The organism is Pseudomonas sp. 28 E 9 (genome assembly GCF_900004785.1).
In the GTDB taxonomy this organism is placed as follows: domain Bacteria; phylum Pseudomonadota; class Gammaproteobacteria; order Pseudomonadales; family Pseudomonadaceae; genus Aquipseudomonas; species Aquipseudomonas orientalis_A.
The window spans coordinates 285,256-302,313 of sequence record NZ_CVTK01000054.1 but is presented as its reverse complement, the minus strand read 5'-3'; the positions used below and the strand labels follow the sequence as shown (position 1 = coordinate 302,313).

Annotated in this window: 19 protein-coding genes; all 19 read right to left on the bottom strand. The window is 64.5% G+C overall.

Annotated features, from left to right (window positions below; genetic code table 11):
• Nucleotides 1-14 precede the first annotated feature (14 nt).
• The 19 genes from BFQ00_RS23075 to BFQ00_RS22985 are packed head-to-tail and all read right to left on the bottom strand — an operon-like array spanning nucleotide 15 to nucleotide 16,904.
• Nucleotides 15-1,241: a beta-ketoacyl-ACP synthase gene (locus BFQ00_RS23075; protein WP_065934905.1), complete on the bottom strand. Its 1,227-nt coding sequence runs from the start codon at nucleotides 1,239-1,241 to the stop codon at nucleotides 15-17.
• On the bottom strand, nucleotides 1,241-1,969 hold the full coding sequence (fabG, locus tag BFQ00_RS23070; RefSeq protein WP_065934865.1) for a 3-oxoacyl-ACP reductase FabG: 729 nt from the start codon (nucleotides 1,967-1,969) through the stop codon (nucleotides 1,241-1,243). Before fabG ends, BFQ00_RS23075 begins: the two co-directional genes overlap by 1 nt.
• On the bottom strand, nucleotides 1,966-2,427 hold the full coding sequence (locus BFQ00_RS23065; protein WP_065934864.1) for a hotdog family protein: 462 nt from the start codon (nucleotides 2,425-2,427) through the stop codon (nucleotides 1,966-1,968). Before BFQ00_RS23065 ends, fabG begins: the two co-directional genes overlap by 4 nt.
• On the bottom strand, nucleotides 2,424-3,590 hold the full coding sequence (locus BFQ00_RS23060; RefSeq protein ID WP_065934863.1) for a beta-ketoacyl-[acyl-carrier-protein] synthase family protein: 1,167 nt from the start codon (nucleotides 3,588-3,590) through the stop codon (nucleotides 2,424-2,426). The genes BFQ00_RS23065 and BFQ00_RS23060 overlap by 4 nt, the downstream gene beginning before the upstream one ends.
• A complete protein-coding gene (locus tag BFQ00_RS23055) occupies nucleotides 3,587-4,069 on the bottom strand; it encodes a hypothetical protein (RefSeq protein WP_065934862.1) in 483 nt (160 codons plus the stop codon). Before BFQ00_RS23055 ends, BFQ00_RS23060 begins: the two co-directional genes overlap by 4 nt.
• On the bottom strand, nucleotides 4,066-4,815 hold the full coding sequence (locus tag BFQ00_RS23050) for a class I SAM-dependent methyltransferase (RefSeq protein WP_065934861.1): 750 nt from the start codon (nucleotides 4,813-4,815) through the stop codon (nucleotides 4,066-4,068). Before BFQ00_RS23050 ends, BFQ00_RS23055 begins: the two co-directional genes overlap by 4 nt.
• The gene (locus tag BFQ00_RS23045) at nucleotides 4,812-6,059 is read right to left on the bottom strand and encodes an NAD(P)/FAD-dependent oxidoreductase (RefSeq protein WP_083227417.1); all 1,248 of its coding nucleotides are present in this window, start codon (nucleotides 6,057-6,059) and stop codon (nucleotides 4,812-4,814) included. Before BFQ00_RS23045 ends, BFQ00_RS23050 begins: the two co-directional genes overlap by 4 nt.
• A gap of 33 nt (nucleotides 6,060-6,092) precedes the next feature.
• Nucleotides 6,093-8,405 (bottom strand): MMPL family transporter, encoded by a 2,313-nt coding sequence (locus tag BFQ00_RS23040; RefSeq protein ID WP_065934859.1) that lies wholly within the window; start codon nucleotides 8,403-8,405, stop codon nucleotides 6,093-6,095.
• Nucleotides 8,395-9,078 (bottom strand): outer membrane lipoprotein carrier protein LolA, encoded by a 684-nt coding sequence (locus tag BFQ00_RS23035; RefSeq protein WP_065934858.1) that lies wholly within the window; start codon nucleotides 9,076-9,078, stop codon nucleotides 8,395-8,397. The genes BFQ00_RS23040 and BFQ00_RS23035 overlap by 11 nt, the downstream gene beginning before the upstream one ends.
• Complete coding sequence (locus BFQ00_RS23030; protein ID WP_065934857.1) at nucleotides 9,075-9,500, bottom strand: acyl-CoA thioesterase; 426 nt, start codon at nucleotides 9,498-9,500, stop codon at nucleotides 9,075-9,077. Before BFQ00_RS23030 ends, BFQ00_RS23035 begins: the two co-directional genes overlap by 4 nt.
• Nucleotides 9,493-11,034, bottom strand: coding sequence for an HAL/PAL/TAL family ammonia-lyase (gene hutH / locus BFQ00_RS23025; RefSeq protein ID WP_065934856.1), 1,542 nt, complete (start codon nucleotides 11,032-11,034; stop codon nucleotides 9,493-9,495). Before hutH ends, BFQ00_RS23030 begins: the two co-directional genes overlap by 8 nt.
• Nucleotides 11,018-11,953 carry an LpxL/LpxP family acyltransferase gene (locus BFQ00_RS23020; RefSeq protein ID WP_065897117.1) on the bottom strand — a complete coding sequence of 312 codons (936 nt, stop codon included), beginning with the start codon at nucleotides 11,951-11,953 and terminating at the stop codon, nucleotides 11,018-11,020. Before BFQ00_RS23020 ends, hutH begins: the two co-directional genes overlap by 17 nt.
• Complete coding sequence (locus BFQ00_RS23015) at nucleotides 11,950-12,684, bottom strand: glycosyltransferase family 2 protein (RefSeq protein WP_065934855.1); 735 nt, start codon at nucleotides 12,682-12,684, stop codon at nucleotides 11,950-11,952. The genes BFQ00_RS23020 and BFQ00_RS23015 overlap by 4 nt, the downstream gene beginning before the upstream one ends.
• Entirely contained in the window at nucleotides 12,677-14,347 is a 1,671-nt protein-coding gene (locus BFQ00_RS23010; protein WP_065934854.1) for an acyl-CoA synthetase family protein, read from the bottom strand. Before BFQ00_RS23010 ends, BFQ00_RS23015 begins: the two co-directional genes overlap by 8 nt.
• Nucleotides 14,344-14,889 (bottom strand): COG4648 family protein, encoded by a 546-nt coding sequence (locus BFQ00_RS23005; RefSeq protein WP_065886595.1) that lies wholly within the window; start codon nucleotides 14,887-14,889, stop codon nucleotides 14,344-14,346. The genes BFQ00_RS23010 and BFQ00_RS23005 overlap by 4 nt, the downstream gene beginning before the upstream one ends.
• Nucleotides 14,886-15,140 carry an acyl carrier protein gene (locus BFQ00_RS23000; RefSeq protein ID WP_003209389.1) on the bottom strand — a complete coding sequence of 85 codons (255 nt, stop codon included), beginning with the start codon at nucleotides 15,138-15,140 and terminating at the stop codon, nucleotides 14,886-14,888. The genes BFQ00_RS23005 and BFQ00_RS23000 overlap by 4 nt, the downstream gene beginning before the upstream one ends.
• A 9-nt stretch (nucleotides 15,141-15,149) precedes the next feature.
• Nucleotides 15,150-15,419, bottom strand: a complete 270-nt coding sequence (locus BFQ00_RS22995; RefSeq protein WP_065886594.1) for a phosphopantetheine-binding protein — start codon at nucleotides 15,417-15,419, stop codon at nucleotides 15,150-15,152.
• The gene (locus BFQ00_RS22990; RefSeq protein ID WP_065886593.1) at nucleotides 15,397-16,209 is read right to left on the bottom strand and encodes a lysophospholipid acyltransferase family protein; all 813 of its coding nucleotides are present in this window, start codon (nucleotides 16,207-16,209) and stop codon (nucleotides 15,397-15,399) included. Before BFQ00_RS22990 ends, BFQ00_RS22995 begins: the two co-directional genes overlap by 23 nt.
• Entirely contained in the window at nucleotides 16,185-16,904 is a 720-nt protein-coding gene (locus BFQ00_RS22985; RefSeq protein ID WP_065892064.1) for a beta-ketoacyl synthase chain length factor, read from the bottom strand. The genes BFQ00_RS22990 and BFQ00_RS22985 overlap by 25 nt, the downstream gene beginning before the upstream one ends.
• Between the last annotated feature and the right edge of the window lie 154 nt (nucleotides 16,905-17,058).

Sequence of the window (17,058 nt, the reverse complement as noted above, 5' to 3'; positions counted from 1 at the left end):
AATCGATTAAAAAGTCAGGACCAGCGGCGAAAGATCAGCGAGGTGTTGACGCCGCCAAAGGCAAAGTTGTTGTTCATCACGTAGTCGTTGTGCATCTGGCGAAAGCCACCTTGCAGGTAATCCAGCTCACCGCATTGCGGGTCGACCGAGTCCAGGTTGAAGGTGTGCACATACTGGTCACGATTCATCATCTCGATGCTGAACCACGACTCCAGCGCCCCGCACGCGCCCAGGGTGTGGCCCAGGAAACTCTTCTGCGAACTGATGGGCATGCGGCTGCCGAACAGGCTGCTGGTGGCCAGGGTCTCGGCGATGTCGCCCTGGTCGGTGGCGGTGCCGTGACCATTGACATAGCCGATGGCGGACGGTTCAAGCCCGGCGTCTTCCAGCGCCAGCTCCATGGCGCGGCGCATGGTTTTCTGTTCCGGGCGGGTGGTGTGCTGGCCGTCGGCATTGCTGCCGAAACCGACGATCTCGGCATGGATATGCGCACCTCGCGCCAGCGCGTGTTCCAGCTCTTCGAGCACCAGCATGCCGCCGCCTTCGCCGATCACCAGCCCATCGCGGCCGCTGTCGTAGGGGCGTGGGCTGGTTTGCGGCGCGTCGTTTTTCAGGCTGGTGGCGTAGAGCGCGTCGAACACCATGGCCTCGGTGGGGCACAGCTCTTCGGCGCCGCCGGCGAGCATCAACGGCAGACGGCCGAACTTGATGGCCTCGTAGGCATAACCGATGCCCTGGCTGCCGCTGGTGCAGGCGCTGGAGGTGGGGATCAGGCGCCCGGTCAGGCCAAAGAAGATGCTGATATTCGCCGCCGTGGTGTGCGGCATCATGCGCACATAGGAATTGGCATTCAGCCCCTCGGCCACCGAGTTCAGCAGCATGTTGCCGAACGCCTTGATCTCATCGGTGCTGCCGGTGGACGAGCCACAGGCCACGCCCATGCGCCCGTCCTTGATCGACGCGTCGCCAAGCAAACCGGCGTCCTGCAGCGCCTGCTCCGCCGCCCACACCGCCAGGCGCGAGACGCGGCCCATGCTGCGCAGCTGCTTGCGGGTCCAGTGCGCGGGGACGGCGAAATCGTCAATCGGCCCGGCCAGGCGCGTGTTCAATTCGGTGAAGCGGTCCCATTCATCCATGCGCCGGATGCCGCTGCGGTTGGCGCGAAAGTTGGCCGCGATGGTGTCCCAGTCGCAGCCCAGGGAGGTCATGCCGGCCATGCCGGTGACGACAACGCGTTTCATCAGCACAGGCCCCCGTTCACGGCCAACACTTGGCGCGTGATATAGCCTGCCTCGGCCGACATCAGGAAATTCACCGCGCCGGCCACTTCTTCCGGAGTGCCCATGCGTTGCGCCGGGATCATTTTCATCAGTTCTTCGACCGGCACGTTTTCGTCCAGCATGGCGGTGTCGATCAAACCCGGTGCCACACAGTTGACGGTGATCTTGCGCTTGCCCAGCTCGATGGCCAGCGCCTTGGCTGCGCCGATCAAGCCCGCCTTGGAGGCGCTGTAGTTGACCTGGCCGCGGTTGCCGATCAGCCCGGACACCGAGGTGATGCACACGATGCGCCCGGCGGCGCGACGACGGATCATCGGCATCATCACCGGGTGCAGCACGTTGTAGAACCCGTCGAGGTTGGTGCGCATCACCACGTCCCAGTCGTCTTCCGAGAGCGCCGGGAATGCGCCATCGCGGGTCAGGCCTGCATTGAGCACCACGCCGTAATAGGCGCCATGTTGCTCGACGTCGGCCTCCAGGATTTCCTTGCACGCCGCGCGATCGGCGACATCGAATTGCAGCACCCGCGCCTGGCGGCCCAGGGCTTCGATTTCGAGCTGTACCGCGTCGGCTTCGGCGCGGCCACTGCGGCAATGCAGCACGAGGTCATGCCCGGCCCGGGCCAGGCGCAGGGCAATGGCGCGGCCGATGCCACGGCTGGAGCCGGTGACCAGTACGGATTCAGTCATGGCGTTTCGTCCTTCGATTCATCTAAATAGGTGGCCGCCTGGGGCGGTCGAAATACGTTCAAACGTGCGCTGGCCTGGATGCCGTCGCCGGTGAGGTGGCATTCGAACACCCCCATGCCATTGTCGTCCTCCAGCGAGCGCAGGCCGTGGATATGCAGCTCGACGCCGGCGGGAAAGTGCGCCACGTTGCACTCGAATTTACGCGTGCCCAGCAGGAAGCCCAGTTCCACCGCGTGGCCTTGCTGGCGCGCGCGGCACCCGGCATAGGCGGCGACGCTTTGCGCCATCAGCTCGATACCGACCCAGGCCGGCAGGCTGCCGTCAGCCAGGCTGAACAGGCCGCCGGGCTTGACGGTGAGACGGGTGTGCACCTGCTCTTCATCGAACGACAGCACCTGGTCGATCAGGATCATGTCGCCCGCATGGGGCAGCAGTTCGGCGAGTGGCCAAGCGATCATGGGGCCTCTCCAATAATCAGGCTGACGTTGTTGCCGCCAAAGGCAAACGAGTTGCTCATCAAATAAGGTTTTTTCAAGGTGTCGCCCTGGTGTGCCCACTGCAAGGCGGGCAGCGCCGGGTCGACGTGACCGTCCCACACATGGGGAGGGACTCGCCCGTGCGTCAGGCTCAACCAGCAGAACGCCGCTTCCAGTGCGCCCGCCGCGCCGAGGGTGTGGCCGCTCATGGGTTTGGTCGAGGAGCAGGCCACCCCGCCCGGAAACAGGCTGGCGACCGCCAGGCTTTCCATGGCGTCGTTGTGCTGGGTGGCGGTGCCGTGCAGGTTCAGGTAGCCGATCTGCTCGGGCGCGAGTTTCGCCTGGGCCAGGGCCTTGCGCATGGCCTGCAACGCTCCTTTGCCGGTGGGCTCGGGGGCGGAGATATGGTGCGCGTCGCTGCTGGCGCCGCTGCCCAACAGGGCGACCGGTGCCGGCTCACGGCTCATCAGGAACACCACCGCCGCTTCGCCGATATTGATGCCGTTGCGGTTCACCGAAAACGGATTGCAGCGCTCGGCAGACACCGCTTCCAGTGCGGTAAAGCCGTTCAGCGTCAGCCTGCACAAGCTGTCGACGCCCCCGCAGATCACCGCATCGCACAGGCCCAGGTCGAGCAGGCGCCGGGCACTCATCAACGCACGGGCGCTGGAGGTGCAGGCGGTGGAAATCACATAGGCCGGGCCGCTCAATTGCAGCCAGTCGGCGAGGAAATTCGCCGGAGCGCTGAGTTCCTGCTGCTGGTAGTCGTAGTCGCCGGGAAAGGCGTTATCGCGCAGGTAGTGGGCAATGCCGCGACTGGCCTCGTCGATGCCCGACGTGCTGGTGCCCAGCACAACGCCAACCCGTGAGGGGCCGTAGGTGTGGATCGCCCGGCGGATCGAGTCTTCGATCTGCAACGCCGCTTCCAGCAGCAACTGATTATTGCGGCTGCTCTGCTGGCCCAACTGTGCCGGAAGGGGCGCCAGCTCGCCGCGCACGGCCGCGACCGGCACCACGCGCTCGGGCACCCAGCCGCTCTCGGCGCGCATGCCGCCACAGTCGCCGGCAAACAGGCTGCGGCTGACTTCGGCCTGGCCGCGACCGAGGGCACAGATCACGCCCAGGGCGTTGAGGTAGGCGCTCATTTGCCCGCGCCCAGCGGGGTAATGTGATAGCTCAACGGTTGGCCCACCATGTTCACGCTGAACACCTCTGAAGACTGATAGACGATTTGCCAATGGCCCGGCAGCGTTCGCGTAAGGTCCATGGCCTGGGCCGCAGGATACAGCGCACGCAGGTCATCCGCCGAGGCCAGGGCAAACAACAGCGCGGCGAACAGCGTTCGTGCCTGGGGATTGGGCGGCAGCAAGCCATCGGCCTGCCACTTGCCGTCGATCAACTTCTGCCGGGCCTGGGGAATGCCCAACGGGTCCATCATCGACCAGCGAATCGCCGTGCCTTCACGCTGGATCACCAGCAGCCAATCCTGGCTGAGTTCGCCCTCCAGGCGTTGTACATGCAGTTGCATCGGCAAGTTCAGGGCGGGGAGGGTTTGCGGCAACGGCGCCTGGCTGGCGCACGCGCCGAGCAGCAACAGGCAACTCATCAGCAACCAGCGGATCATGAACGCGCGGCCTCTGCCGGCTTGCGCGCCACGCAGTTGACCAGGGTTTCCTCGCGCTGGCCGACCGGCGGCGCCTTGCGCAGGCCCCAACGCTCCAGCAGGCCGAAATCGCTGGAGCGGCTCCACCACAGATAGGGGTACGAGACGTTCTGCGCGCCGAATTCAAAGCCCTGCTCGCGCAGCATGTCCAGGTACTGCTCGGCGCTTTTCTGCACATGCATGGGGTGGCGGAACAGCCAGCGAATCACCCAGGTGTCGATGTAGGCTTCGGTGGATTCGGCAAACAGCAAATAGCCGCCCGGCTTGAGGACCCGATAGAACTCCTTGAGGGCGCGATGCTGCTCGACCAGGTGGTGAAAGGTCTGGTGGCAAAACACAATATCGACGCTGGCGTCGGGTATCTCGAGGGTGGCGCAGTCGCTGCCGATCAACTCCACGGTCAGGCCCTGGCGAGTGGCTTCTTCGCGGCTCAGTGCCAGGCTGTGAGGGTCGGCATCCAGGCCGATCAGGCGCGCGGGCGCAAATACCTGCTGCAGCAACTTGAACGATTTACCCTGGCCGCAGCCGGCGTCGAGCAATACCGGCGCCACCGGCAGCGGTTCGCTGAACAGGCTGCGCAGGTCATCGATCGCCACGCGCAACACATGATGCTGCCAGGTGTGGCTGCGCAGGAACCAGAAGCCGAAGCGGGTTTCTTCGACGTAGTTTTTACTCAGGTAGTTCTTTTCAACCGCAGGGCTGGTCATACCGGCTCACTCGCACAGATTTGCGACAGCATCCGCAGGCGCCGCTTGGGCTCGCTGACAAACGGGTTGCGTTCATCCCAGGCGTAGCCGGCGAGGATCGAACTGATCATGCGGCGAATCTGCGGCGAACTGCCGGCGTGGAAAATCACGTCCTGGAATGTCCCGGCGTACCAGCCCTCGACGTAGCAGCGGAAGGTGTCGACGCCGCGCTTCAACGGTTCGGCAAACTCGGTTTGCCAGTCCACCGCTTCGCCTTGCAGTTGGCGATGCAGCACGCCGGCGGCCATGCTCGCCGAGCGCATCGCGATGGTGACGCCGGAGGAGAATACCGGGTCGAGAAATTCCGCCGCGTTGCCCAACAGCGCAAAGCCCGGGCCGTGCAGGGTTTTGACGTTGGCCGAATAGCCGCCGATGCTGCGCGCCGGGGTGTCCCACACGGCGTTCTGCAGTACGCCGGACAGGCTTGGGGTTTCGTCGATAAAGCTGCGCAGGCAGGCATCCAGATCGTGGTCACGGCCGTCGAAATGTTCCTTGGCCGCGACCACGCCCACCGAGCATCGGCCGTTGCTGAACGGGATGGTCCAGAACCAGATATCACGCTGCAGGGGATGGGTGGTGATCAGAATCTTGGTACGGTCGAAGCCTGGGTGTTCGATGCGGTCTTCGACGTGGGTGAACACGGCCTGGCGCAGCGGGAAACCGGACGGCACTTCGAGGTCCAGCAGGCGTGGCAGCACGCGGCCATAGCCACTGGCATCCAGCACGAATGCGGTCTTGAGGTGGTACTCGCTGCCATTTTCGCGGCGTACGTGCAGGTAGCGATGGTTGGCGGAAAAATCCACGCCGACGATGCTTTCGCCGTAGCGGATTTCCACACCCTGCAACGCCGCCTGGTCGGCCAGCAGCTTGTCGAACTCGGCACGCTGCACCTGGAAGGTGGTCGGTTTGCCGTTGCTGAAGGTGTCACCGAAATCGAACGCACTGTATCGCTCGCCCCAGGCGAACGCCGCACCGGTTTTCAGTTGAAAGCCGGCAGCCTGCACGGCGTCGAGCATGCCGGCTTCTTCGATAAAGTCGATGCAGTGCGACAGCAGGCTTTCGCCAATCGAGAAACGCGGGAAATACTGGCGCTCGATAATCAATACATCATGCCCTTTGCGCTTGAGCAGCGCGGCCGCGATGGCCCCGGATGGCCCGGCACCGATCACCACCACCTGGCGACGTTCCATTTCAACTGTGGGCACGAAGGCTCCTTGCCACTTTGGCGATATTCACATTCATAAGGCGTGCTTTTGTTGCCCGGCCCAGGGCGCCAGCATAAAGCTGAATGCCAGGCCGAGGCTGACCGACAGGCCGAAATTGCTCACCGCCGGGGTACTGGAGACGGCCAGCAGGCCGAACGATAACCAAGTGGTCAGCGCGGCCAGCAAGGTTCCCAGCAGGCTGACGGCGGCCCCGCCGATCTGCTCGCGCATAAGGATCGCGTAGTCGACGCTGATGGCCGTGACCAGCAGCAGGCCGAACAGGCTGAACAGGGTCAGCGGCTGGCCCAGCCAACCGAGGCTGGCCAGGCTGCACAGCGCCGCCAGCAACGGCAGCGCGACGACGCGCAAGGCGCCGGTGAAGCCGAAAGGCAGCATCAACAGCAGCACGATCAGCCCACAGGACAGCAATTTCAATTCGGCCGCGCTGATTTGAGTGTCGGCAAACACACGGTTCAAATCACCCAGGCGATCGACCAATTGCACACCGGGCAAATCCACCGCCTGCACCCGCAGCAACGCCGGGTTGTTCAGGCCTTGCAGGCTGACCATCGCCGCCACGCCGCCGTCTACCTTGCCCAGCCACAGCGTGCGCCAGGGCTCGGCCAGGGGGCCTTTGAGCGCGGCGTCGATGTCTTCGGTGGGCAGCGCCTGCAACTGCGCGACTTCAGCTTGCAGCGCGTCGACGGGGATGCCGATGTCCAGCAACGGTTGCCAATGCTGCTCAAGCTTGTTGAGCGCATCGCGCAGTTGCTGCTGTTCGGCGGGCAGGTTGACCAGTTGAGTCAGCGCCAGGTAACCCTGGAGCTTGTCCATATTCACCAGTTGATCCAGGCGCTGGCCCAGGGCGGCCTGGCGCTCCAGCAACTGCTGCTGATTGTCGGCGCGCACCAGGAAGAACTGACTGGTGGGCTGGAACCCGGTAATGCGCGCCACGGCCTGAGCTTCCTGCAGCAATTGCGGCGGCGCGCCGATCCACTGGCGGATATCGTTTTTACTGTTCAATTGCCACAGGCCGCCGGCGCAGAACAACAGCACCCACACCAGCAGCACGGCGCCGGGCACGCGCTTGATCAATCCCGCCCGCCACTGCCACAAGCGTTCGGCGATGCGCAGCGGCCAGCGCGCCGGGCGCAGTTCGACGCCGTTGAGCAGTGCCGGCAGCAGGCACACGGCGCACAGGTACGCGCCGACCAGACCGGCTGCCGAGAACACCGCGATTTGCGTCAGCGCCGGGAACGGTGTCCAGGCCAGCGCCAGGTAGCCGATGCAACTGGTGGCCAGGCTCAGGCTCAGCCCCGGCAGGGTCAGGCGCAATGCCGGCCAACTGCGCCACGGCTGCAGGCTCCAGCTTTTGGACAAATAGTGCAGCGGGTAATCCACCGCCACGCCGATCAGGCTGGAGCCCAACACCAGGGTCATCACGTGCATATGGCCGAACAGCGCCACACAGGCCACTGCGCCAAACAGCATGCCGACCACCACCGGCACGAACGCCAGCAGCACCCGCCAGCGCCGGAATGCCAGCAGCAGCAATATCAGGATGCCCAGGGTTGCACCGCCGCCGACCCAGGTCATCTCCCGTGTGGCTTGCTGCTGCCCGTTGGCCGCATAGAGCAGACCACTGGCGGCGAGCAGTTGCACGCCTTGCTCGCCGGCCTGGGCGCGACTGGCCTGGAGCAGATCCGCCACGTGCAGCGGCAGGTTCATGTCGAATGCATTGCCGGTGGTGCGCGCCCGCAGGAGCACCCAGCTTTTGCCGTCGGCGTCGGCGATCAACGCGCCGCTGCCGATATCCAGCTGTACCGCGCCGTGTTGCGGCTGGCTGTTCTGGATGCGCCCGGTCAGGCCCAGCCAGTCGTCCTGGCTGGGCACCAGGCTGAAGCCGGCGATGGGGTCGAACAGCGTTTGCACGCGTTGCTGGATAAACGCGTCGGGGTGTTCGATCAGTTGCTCGCGGTCCTTGGCCGACAGCATCGCCAGTCGGTCGCGCAACAGTTGTTCGCGCAGCGCCGGCAAGTCGGCCTGCAGGTTCCATTGCACCTTTTCAAACAGACCGCTGGCTTGCCAGCGCTCGGCCAGTTGCTGCGCCATGGCCAGCGCTTGCTGGCGGTCGGCATGCCCCACCAGCACCAGCATTTCGCGGTTCAGCGGTTCCTGCATGCGCTGCTCGGCTTGCATCTCCAGTGCGTCCGGCGTACTGCCGGGCACCAGCTCCATCAGATTCGCCGACAAAGGCGCACCGTTACGCCACTGCCAGCCGGCCAGTGCCAGCACGGCCACCAGCAGGATCAGGAACAGGCGCGGCAGCAGGCGCTCACTGGGCAAAGTCGTGTTGCTCCGTATCGCTCAACGGTTGGTCGGCGCTGCTGTCCTGCATGCGCAGTACGGTGCTGTCGCCCTGGGTTTCCAGCAGCTCGATGGTCTTCACTAGCGCGCCGCCATCGATATTGATTTGGGTGAATACTTGCTTGAGCAGCAGTGAGCGCGGAATCAGCGTGAGCTTCCAGTCTTGCGCCTGGCCTTGCAGCTGCAGGTCGAAGTCACGCTGCAAGCCGCTGCTGTCGCCCTGAAGCACCGCGAGGAACAGGCGATTCTGCTCGGTGCCGGCGCTCTTGTTCGGCAGCACTTGCCAGCCGTTGGCGTCACGCCGGGCGATGCCTTGGGCGCTGATGCGATAGTCCTGCTGCAGCGGGGTTTTGAGCAGCCACAACAGGCCGTGGTCCTTGGCGAGCACGAAGGTGCCTTTGCTGACCAGCGGCTGGGGCAGGGCGCGCAGGTGTTTTTCCTGGGTAAAGTTGCCGTGGATCACGCTGGGTTTGGCCAGTTGATCGCTCAGTTGTTGCAGGTCGAAGGCGTGGGCGCTGAAGCTCAACAATGCGGCGGCCACTGTAGGAGCGAGCTTGCTCGCGAAAAACCTGAGGGCCCCACGGGGTGTCAGGCGCCCCGCGTTATCGTTGGCGATCTTCGCGAGCAAGCTCGCTCCTGCAGGGGATCTCATTTCAGGGCCCTTTCGACGGCGTTGGTGAATATTGTTGGCGATGCAAGCTGCATTTCGCGGCTGGCGATTTCCACTGCCACTTGCACGGTGCTGGCGCGGGTCAAGCGTTCGCCGCTGGCCAGATCGGTAATCAGGTAATTGATCTTCAAACGGTTCTCCCACTCCACCAGGCTGGCGCGCACATTGATCGTTTGGCCGAACGTGGCGCCGCGCACGTAGCGCAGTTGCATGTCGATCACCGGCCAGGCGAAGCCTGCGTCGAGCATCGCGGTGTAGTTATGGCCGATCTTGTCCAGCAACGCGCAGCGCGCCACTTCCAGGTATTTCACGTAATGCCCATGCCATACGACGTGCATGGTGTCGATGTCGAAAAACGGCACGAGGATTTGAGTGTCGCAGTGCAACACGCCGGGGCTACGCATGCAGCCTCCAGTGTTGCTCGGCGATGCGTTGCAGGCACAGGCGCAGTTCGCCTTCCAGGGCGCGGTCTTCGATGACCGGCGGGAAGTCCCTGGCCAGTTCTTCGTGCATCGCCGCCAGTGCCGGTGGCAACGGCCGTGCATCGTCAGCCTGGGCACGCAGCCACACGCCCTGGTTGGCGGCGAGCAGGGTGGCGGCGGCGACCTGTTCGGTCAGCTCGAGCACGCGGATCGCATCGCGGGCGGCGATGGTGCCCATGCTGACCTTGTCCTGGTTATGGCACTCGGTCGAGCGCGAGAACACGCTGGCCGGCATGGTGTTTTTCAGCGCTTCGGCGGTCCAGGCGCTGGTGCCGATCTGCACGGCCTTGAAGCCATGGTTGATCATTGCGCGGTCGGCCGGCGCGCCCGACAGGTTGCTCGGCAGGCCGTGGTTGTAACGCACGTCCACCAGCAGCGCCAGTTGGCGGTCGAGCAGGTCGGCGACATTGGCCACCAGGGTCTTGAGGCTGTCCATGGCAAAGGCAATGTGCCCGCCGTAGAAGTGCCCGCCGTGCAGCACGCGTTCCTCTTCGGCGTCGATGATCGGGTTATCGTTGGCGCTGTTCAGTTCGATTTCGATAAACGAACGCAGCCAGTTCAGGCTGTCGGCCAGCACGCCGAGTACATGGGGTGCGCAGCGCAGGGAGTAGCGATCCTGCAAGCGGTGCAGCGGGGCTGTCGGTGCATCGATGGCCAGGTCCTGGCGCAGCCAGGCGGCGACTTGCATCTGCCCGGGATGGGGCTTGGCGGCGAACAGGCGTTCGTCGAAGTGTTCCGGGTTGCCTTGCAGCGCCACCACATTCAACGCGGTGATGCGCGTGGCCAGCTGCAGCAGGTAGTCGGCTCGGGCGAAGGCCAGGCAGGCAATGCCGGTCATTACCGCTGTGCCGTTCATCAACGCCAGGGCTTCCTTGGGGCGCAGCACCAGCGGTTCCCAGCCCAGTTCGCGGTGTACATCGGCGGCCAGGCGGCGCTCGCCACCAAACAACACTTCACGTTCGCCGGACAAGGTGGCTGCCACATACGACAGCGGCGTCAGGTCACCGCTGGCGCCCACCGAGCCTTCTTCAGGGATCAGCGGCAGCACGTCGTGTTCGAGGAATCCGTGCAGGCGTTCGAGCAGTTCCACGCGCACCCCGGACACGCCATGGCACAGCGACTGCAAACGCGCCGCCAGCACGGCGCGGGTGGCTTGAGCATCGAGCAACTTGCCCAGGCCGCAACCGTGGAAGGTGTACAGATGACGCGGCAGCGCCTCGACGTGTTCGAGCGGCACCGCCACCACGCAGGAGTCGCCGTAGCCGGTGGTCACGCCGTAGATCACGCCTTCCTTGTCCAGCAGCGAATCAAGAAACTGCGCGCCTTTGGCGATGCGCCGGCGGTACGCGGCATCGTCCTGCAATCGGGTGGGCGCCTGACGGTTGGCCAGGGCCAGGACGTCTTCGATGCGCAGGGGGCGTTCGCCAAAGGTGATCGGCTCAAGAGACGTGGTCATCGGTCTTCCAGAAAGGGTAAAAGTTGAACCATTGTTGCGGCGCTTGCAGGCAGAACTGGCCCAGGCGTGCGGCGTAGCGAGCGGCCCACAGGGCGATGACCTGCTCACGGGTGCTGCGCTTCCATTCGATCAATGGCGCGAAGGGCTCGATGGTCAGGCGATAGCGGCCCTGGTGCTTGAGGCACATCAGCAGGTTGACCGGGCACTTGAGCAGGCCGGCCAGCAGCCACGGGCCCTGGGGGAATGCGGCGTCATGCCCGAGGAAATCCACGCGCACCGTACGCCCGCCGTGCAGCGGAATGCGGTCGCCGGCAATCGCCAGCCATTCGCCGTCGTCCAGGCGCTGGCTGAGCAGCAGCATGGTGGCCGGGTCCAGCTCGCTGACCTGGATCAGGCGCAAATGGGTCGCGCCCGCTTCGCCCAGCAGGCGGTTGAAACGCTCGGCATGCTTGGTGTGCACCAGCACGTTCATGGTCACCTGTTCGCCGATCTCCGCCAGCGCGCGGCACACTTCCAGGTTGCCCAGGTGCGCGCCCACCAGCATCTGCCCGCGCTCGCCACGCAACTGGCCGCGCAATTGCGCCGGGTCGTTGATCTCGATCTGCTCCAGGCGCAGCTTGCCGTTCCACACGTCGAGCTTGTCGAGCAGGGAGTCGGCGAAGGCCATGAACTGGCCGAAGACCTTGGCGTGGCTCGGCTGCAGCTCGGCACGCCCGCTCCACTGCGCCAGGCGCTGCTGGTATTGCCAGGCACTCTGGCGCGCGGTGCGGCCGAACACAAAGAAGTAGAACACGATGCTGTAGAGCAACGGGCTCAACAGGCGCCGGCCAAGAATCTTTGCTGCGAACGCCGTGAGTTTCATCAGCCGGAAGCTGCCGCGCTCCTCGCGGTCGGCCCAGTGTTTGCTGCGCTCGCTCATGCCTGCCACCGGCGCCACAGGATGGCGGGCGCGCGCACCAGCATGCCGAAGAACAGTCGCGTATGCATGGCGCTGATGCGCGCGTTGTCGTGCAACAGGCGAAAGTGCGACAGGCCGTCGGCGGGGTAATGCACCTGGGTCGGCAGCCAGCGCATCGGCTGGTTGCGCCAGGCCAGGCGCACGAGGATGTCCGAGTCGAAATCCATGCGCGTGCCGATGTAGGCCGAGTCCATCAGCGCCAGCGTGGGGGCCAGCGGGTACACGCGAAAGCCGCACATAGAGTCGCGAATCTGCAACGACAGGGTGTTGATCCACACCCACACGTGGGTCAGGTAGCGCGCGTAGAGACGGCCCTTGGGCACGCTTTCGTCGTATTCGGGATAGCCGCAGATGATCGCGTCGGGGTGCCTGCGGGACGTGTCGATAAAGGTCTCGACTTCGCGCAGGTCATGCTGGCCGTCGGCGTCCACTTGCAGGGCGTGGCTGTAGCCCAGGCGCGCGGCTTCGCGAAAGCCCGTCATGACGGCGGCGCCCTTGCCCTGGTTGCGGGGCAGGGTCAGCAGGGTGACGTTATCCAGCGTCGCCAGTTGCATAAGCACCGCCGCACAGGCCGGGCTGCTGCCGTCGTCCACCAACAGGCAGGGCAGGCCACTGTTCAGAAGGCTGCGCACCACGGCGGGCACGGCGGTTTCATGGTTGTAGACCGGGATCAGGGCGCAGGGGTTATGCATGCGCAGCCTCCAGCACGATCCGGCCGCTTGAGCATGCAGCCTCCCCATTGCGATAGGCGAAGTACAACTTGCCGCGCTCTTGGTCAAAGCGCAGGTGCAATTGAATGTGATCGCCGGGGCGTACCAGTTGCTGGAACTTGAGCACTTCCATACCGGCAAACGTGCTCGGCAAGTCGAGCAGTTGCTTGCCCAGGTTGAAGGCCCATTCCACTTGCACCACGCCCGGCAGCACAGGTGTGACTGGAAAATGCCCGCTGAAATAGGCCAGGTCGGGCGGCACGCTCAGTTGCAATGTCCATTCGCCGTCGGTTTCGACCTGCGCCAGCACGTCCGGCGCCTTGGGGCGCGGGGCCAGCAACAGCGCCTCGATATCGGCCTGGGGCAGTTTGCCCTGGCTATTGAGCGGCAGTTGGCGCAACAAGCGCCAGCGGCGGGGCAAGGCCAGGGCTTCGCAATGCTGGCTCAGGTGCTGGCGCAGGGCTTGGGTCACCGTGCGCCGACCCTGGTTGCGCAGAACATGCAGGCCCTTGGCGCTCAGTACCACCAGGGCACCAAGTGACGCGCGGTTTTCCTGCACCACGCCCAGGCGGGTTTCAGCGACCCACGGATGGGTCATCAATGCCTGTTCGAGCATCGGCAGGGCGATGCGTTTTTCTTCCAGCTTGACGATACGGTCCAGGCGGCCCAGCAATTCGAAGCGGCCATCGGCATGGATGCGCGCGGCGTCGGCGGTCTGTTCGATATGCCCGGCGGGCAGGTAGGGCGAGGCGATGCGCAGGGCACCGTCGGCCGCCTGGCTCAGGTGCACGTCGGCAAACGGCTGCCAGGGTTGTGCGCCCTGGCGCCAGGCGATGCCGCCGGTTTCCGAGCTGCCGAGGATTTCCGTCGGCCATTGCTGCAAGCGGTCATAGAGGCTGCCGGCGGCTTCGACAGGCAAGGCTCCCCCTGAGGAAAACACCCGTGAGACCTGGCTCAGCGCCGGCCAGTCGAGGTTATCGCCCATGCGCTTGAGCAGCGCCGGGCTGGCCACCCAGGCGAATGGCGAATGCTCGCGACTGGCGCGCTGCATGTCCTCGGGGAATGCCAGTTGCCTGCGCAAAAACGTGCGACCGGCGCACAGTGGCCACAGCACGCGGAACAGCAAGCCGTAGATGTGTTGGGTGGCGACGCTGCCGATAATGCAGGCGTCTTTCAGGTCGGCGCCCCACAGTGCCTCCAGCGCCTGTACCTCATTGGCCAGCTGGCGCAGGGACTTGTCGATGCGCTTGGGTGCACCGCTGGAGCCGGAGGTGCACAGGCTCAGTTGGCAGCGATCGAGGTCGAGGGCGGCTGGGCTCAGAGGCGCCTGGTACAACGCTTCAACGTCCGCCGCTTCTGTCAGCCAGGCATCGACGACGGCGTCCCAGCGTTGACGGGTTTGCGGCTGCAGGTCGGCGGGCAGCAACACGCCGACCCCGGCACGCCAGGCGCCGAGCAACGCAATCGCCAGCACGCCGGCGTCTTCCAGGTGCACCGCCAGGCGCTGGATGCCACGCGCTTGCAAGCCGGCCGCCAGGCGCAGCGACTGCTCCACCAATTGAGCATGATTGAGCGCCGGCTCAGTGGTGACCCGACGCTGTTCCTGTGGCTCGAGCAGCAGGTGCTCAAGTTTCAAACCTTTCATACGCGGCCTCGAACCCTTTGTCGTACCAGCCATTCCACGGCAAACAACAGCCCCATCAGCGCGTAGGCGATAAAGCCGTTGTACAACGTCCACCAGCTCAGCGGCGCCCATAAGGTGAGGGCGGCAGCGAGCAGGCCATTACACAGAAAAAACACACTCCACACCACGGTGACCTGGCGCGTATACAGCACCGCGTTCGACGGCAGGTCCGGCTCAGTCATGCGCGCCAGGCGCTCGACCATCGGCGGCCCGTATTTCAGGCTCAGGCCGAACAGTGCCAGCATGAACCCACTGACCAGGCTGGGGTACCAGCGCAACCATTGCGGGTTATCGAACCAGGCCAGCGCCAGGCAAAACACAATCACCACCAGCGCCATCCAGCGACTGCCGGGGCGTCGTGCAGCGGTGAACGCGCGCAGCAACCACAGGCTGCCCAACAGCAGGCCAAATTGCCAGGGCGCAAAATGCTCGGTGCCGTAATACACCGCGAAGGGGTACAGCAGCCCCGCCAGCAACAGGCCAAGGCCGATCAGCCGGCTCATGCGGCGGGCTGGACCAGACGGTACACCGCCTCAACCACGTCATTGACGGTGCGCACCGCCTTGAATTCCTCGGCGGCGATCTTCTTGCCGGTCTGGCGCTTGATATGGTCGATCAGGTCCACGGCATCGATGCTGTCGATTTCCAGGTCCTGGTACAGGTTGGCGTCCAGGGTGACGCGCTCAGGTTCCAGTTCAAACAGTTCCACCAAGGCATCGCGCAGGGTGTTGAAAATATCGTCACGAGTTTGCATGGTCCGGTCTCAAGCTGCCTGTCTGGCCGTGACGAATGCCGCAAGGCTGGCCACGTTGGTGAAGTGATTGCGCGTGTCCTTGGCGTCGGCGTCGATCTTGATGCCGTACGTTTTCTGAATCGCCAGGCCCAGTTCAAGGGCGTCGACCGAATCCAGGCCCAGGCCCTCGCCGAACAGAGTCTGGTCGCTGCCGATGTCGTCGGCGCTGATGTCTTCCAGGCCCAGGGCCTCGATGATCAGCGTCTTTATGTCGTGCTCAAGGCGGTGTTGGTCGCTCATCTTCGGCGAGCTCCTTAATGAAATAGTGATGCAGGTAATCGTTGAGCTTGCGTGACGCCTGGGGCGCGGGGCCCAGTGCGGCAAACGCGTGTGGTTCTATATCGGCACCCACACGCAAACTGAAGTGGAATCGGCACTTGGGGATGCGATACCAGGGCTCGGCCTTGGTCAGGGTGGTGGGACTGACCTTGATCACCACCGGGGTGATGATCGTCGCACCGCGCAGTGCAATCGCCGCGCCGCCGCGATGAAAGGCCGGTGGCGCGCCGGGCGTGGTGCGGGTGCCCTCTGGAAAGATGATCAGGGTTTGCCCCGCGCGCAGGGCATCGGCAGCGGCATCGAGCATGTCGGCGCTGCCATCGTTGCTGATGTAGCCGGCGTCGCGCACCGGGCCGCGGGTGAACGGGTTCTGGAACAGGCTCTGCTTGACCACGCAATTGGTCTGACGCATCAGGCCGATCAGGAACACGACATCGATCAGCGACGGGTGGTTGGCGACGATCATCTGGCCCGGGCGACCGAGTTTCTCCGCGCCCTCGACGCTGTACGTGAGGATGCCCAGCCATTTCATCAGGCGAATGAAGAACCAGAACAGGCAACTGATGGTGTGGCGCGCGCGTCGTTGATGCTGCCCGGCGTCGCCCGGCAGGCAGCTGAGCAGCGGGAACACCAGCAAGCGCAGGCACAGCCCGCCGACGCCGAACACAAAGAAGCTGGCGGCCGTGGCGAACAGGCGCCAGTAATAGGCCTGCCGTGGTTTGTCGTTCAGGACTTGGGTCGCCAGTTCCATACTCGGTTCTTCCAGGCATGTTGGCAGGCGCCCTGTTCGGTCAGCAGGGTGCGCAGCAGGTTCAGGGCGTGGGGCCACTGGGTGTGAGTGAGTTGGACAGCGCTGCTGTTTAGTTCCAGTTGCCACTCGTCGCCCGGCGTCAGCAAAAGGCCCAGGGCATAGGGGAAGGGCACGTCAGCAATCCAACTGGCGTACGCCTCGGGCGGTTGTTCTTCGGTAATTATCAGCAATACGGCCGGGGCGCCTTCGTTGAGCAATGCGGCGGCTTCGAGCACGCCGTGTTCGAGGCCATCACCGGCGGCGGCAAGGGCGGTCATCTCGCTGGTTTCATTGCGCAGGATCGACCACAGGCCAATCACCGCGTTATGCACCGACAGGCTGAACTGGGTCGGTGACAGTGGCTGCTCGTTGGCCAGGTCGCTGAGGATGTCGAGGGTGCGCGGGGTTTCGCCGTGGCGGGAAATGAACACCAGCGGCAGGTCTTCAAGGCCTTCGGCCAGTGGCCAGCCGACGCTGAACGCCATGCGCGCCAGGCGGCTCAGGCGGCGGCGCTGCATAGCTGGCAAAAATGACACATCGGGGGACGCGTCGCTGACAGGCAGCAACACCGGGTCCCGGCACCAGGCGTGCCAGTCGTCCGCACTCTCAAGGCTTGGAGCCCAGGCGCGCCATTGGGCGATGTTGAAGTTGATCACTGAGAAGTTATCCCGCCCCTGCGGGCTTCCATGTGCGGCCAATGGCCCCGGATTCCGGGACAGAGGGCAATGGCCGAATGGCGCGCATTATCCCGGTGCCGTGGGGTTCTAGCAAATACTGGTTAAAATTTGTTCGCTATTGATTACAAATAAG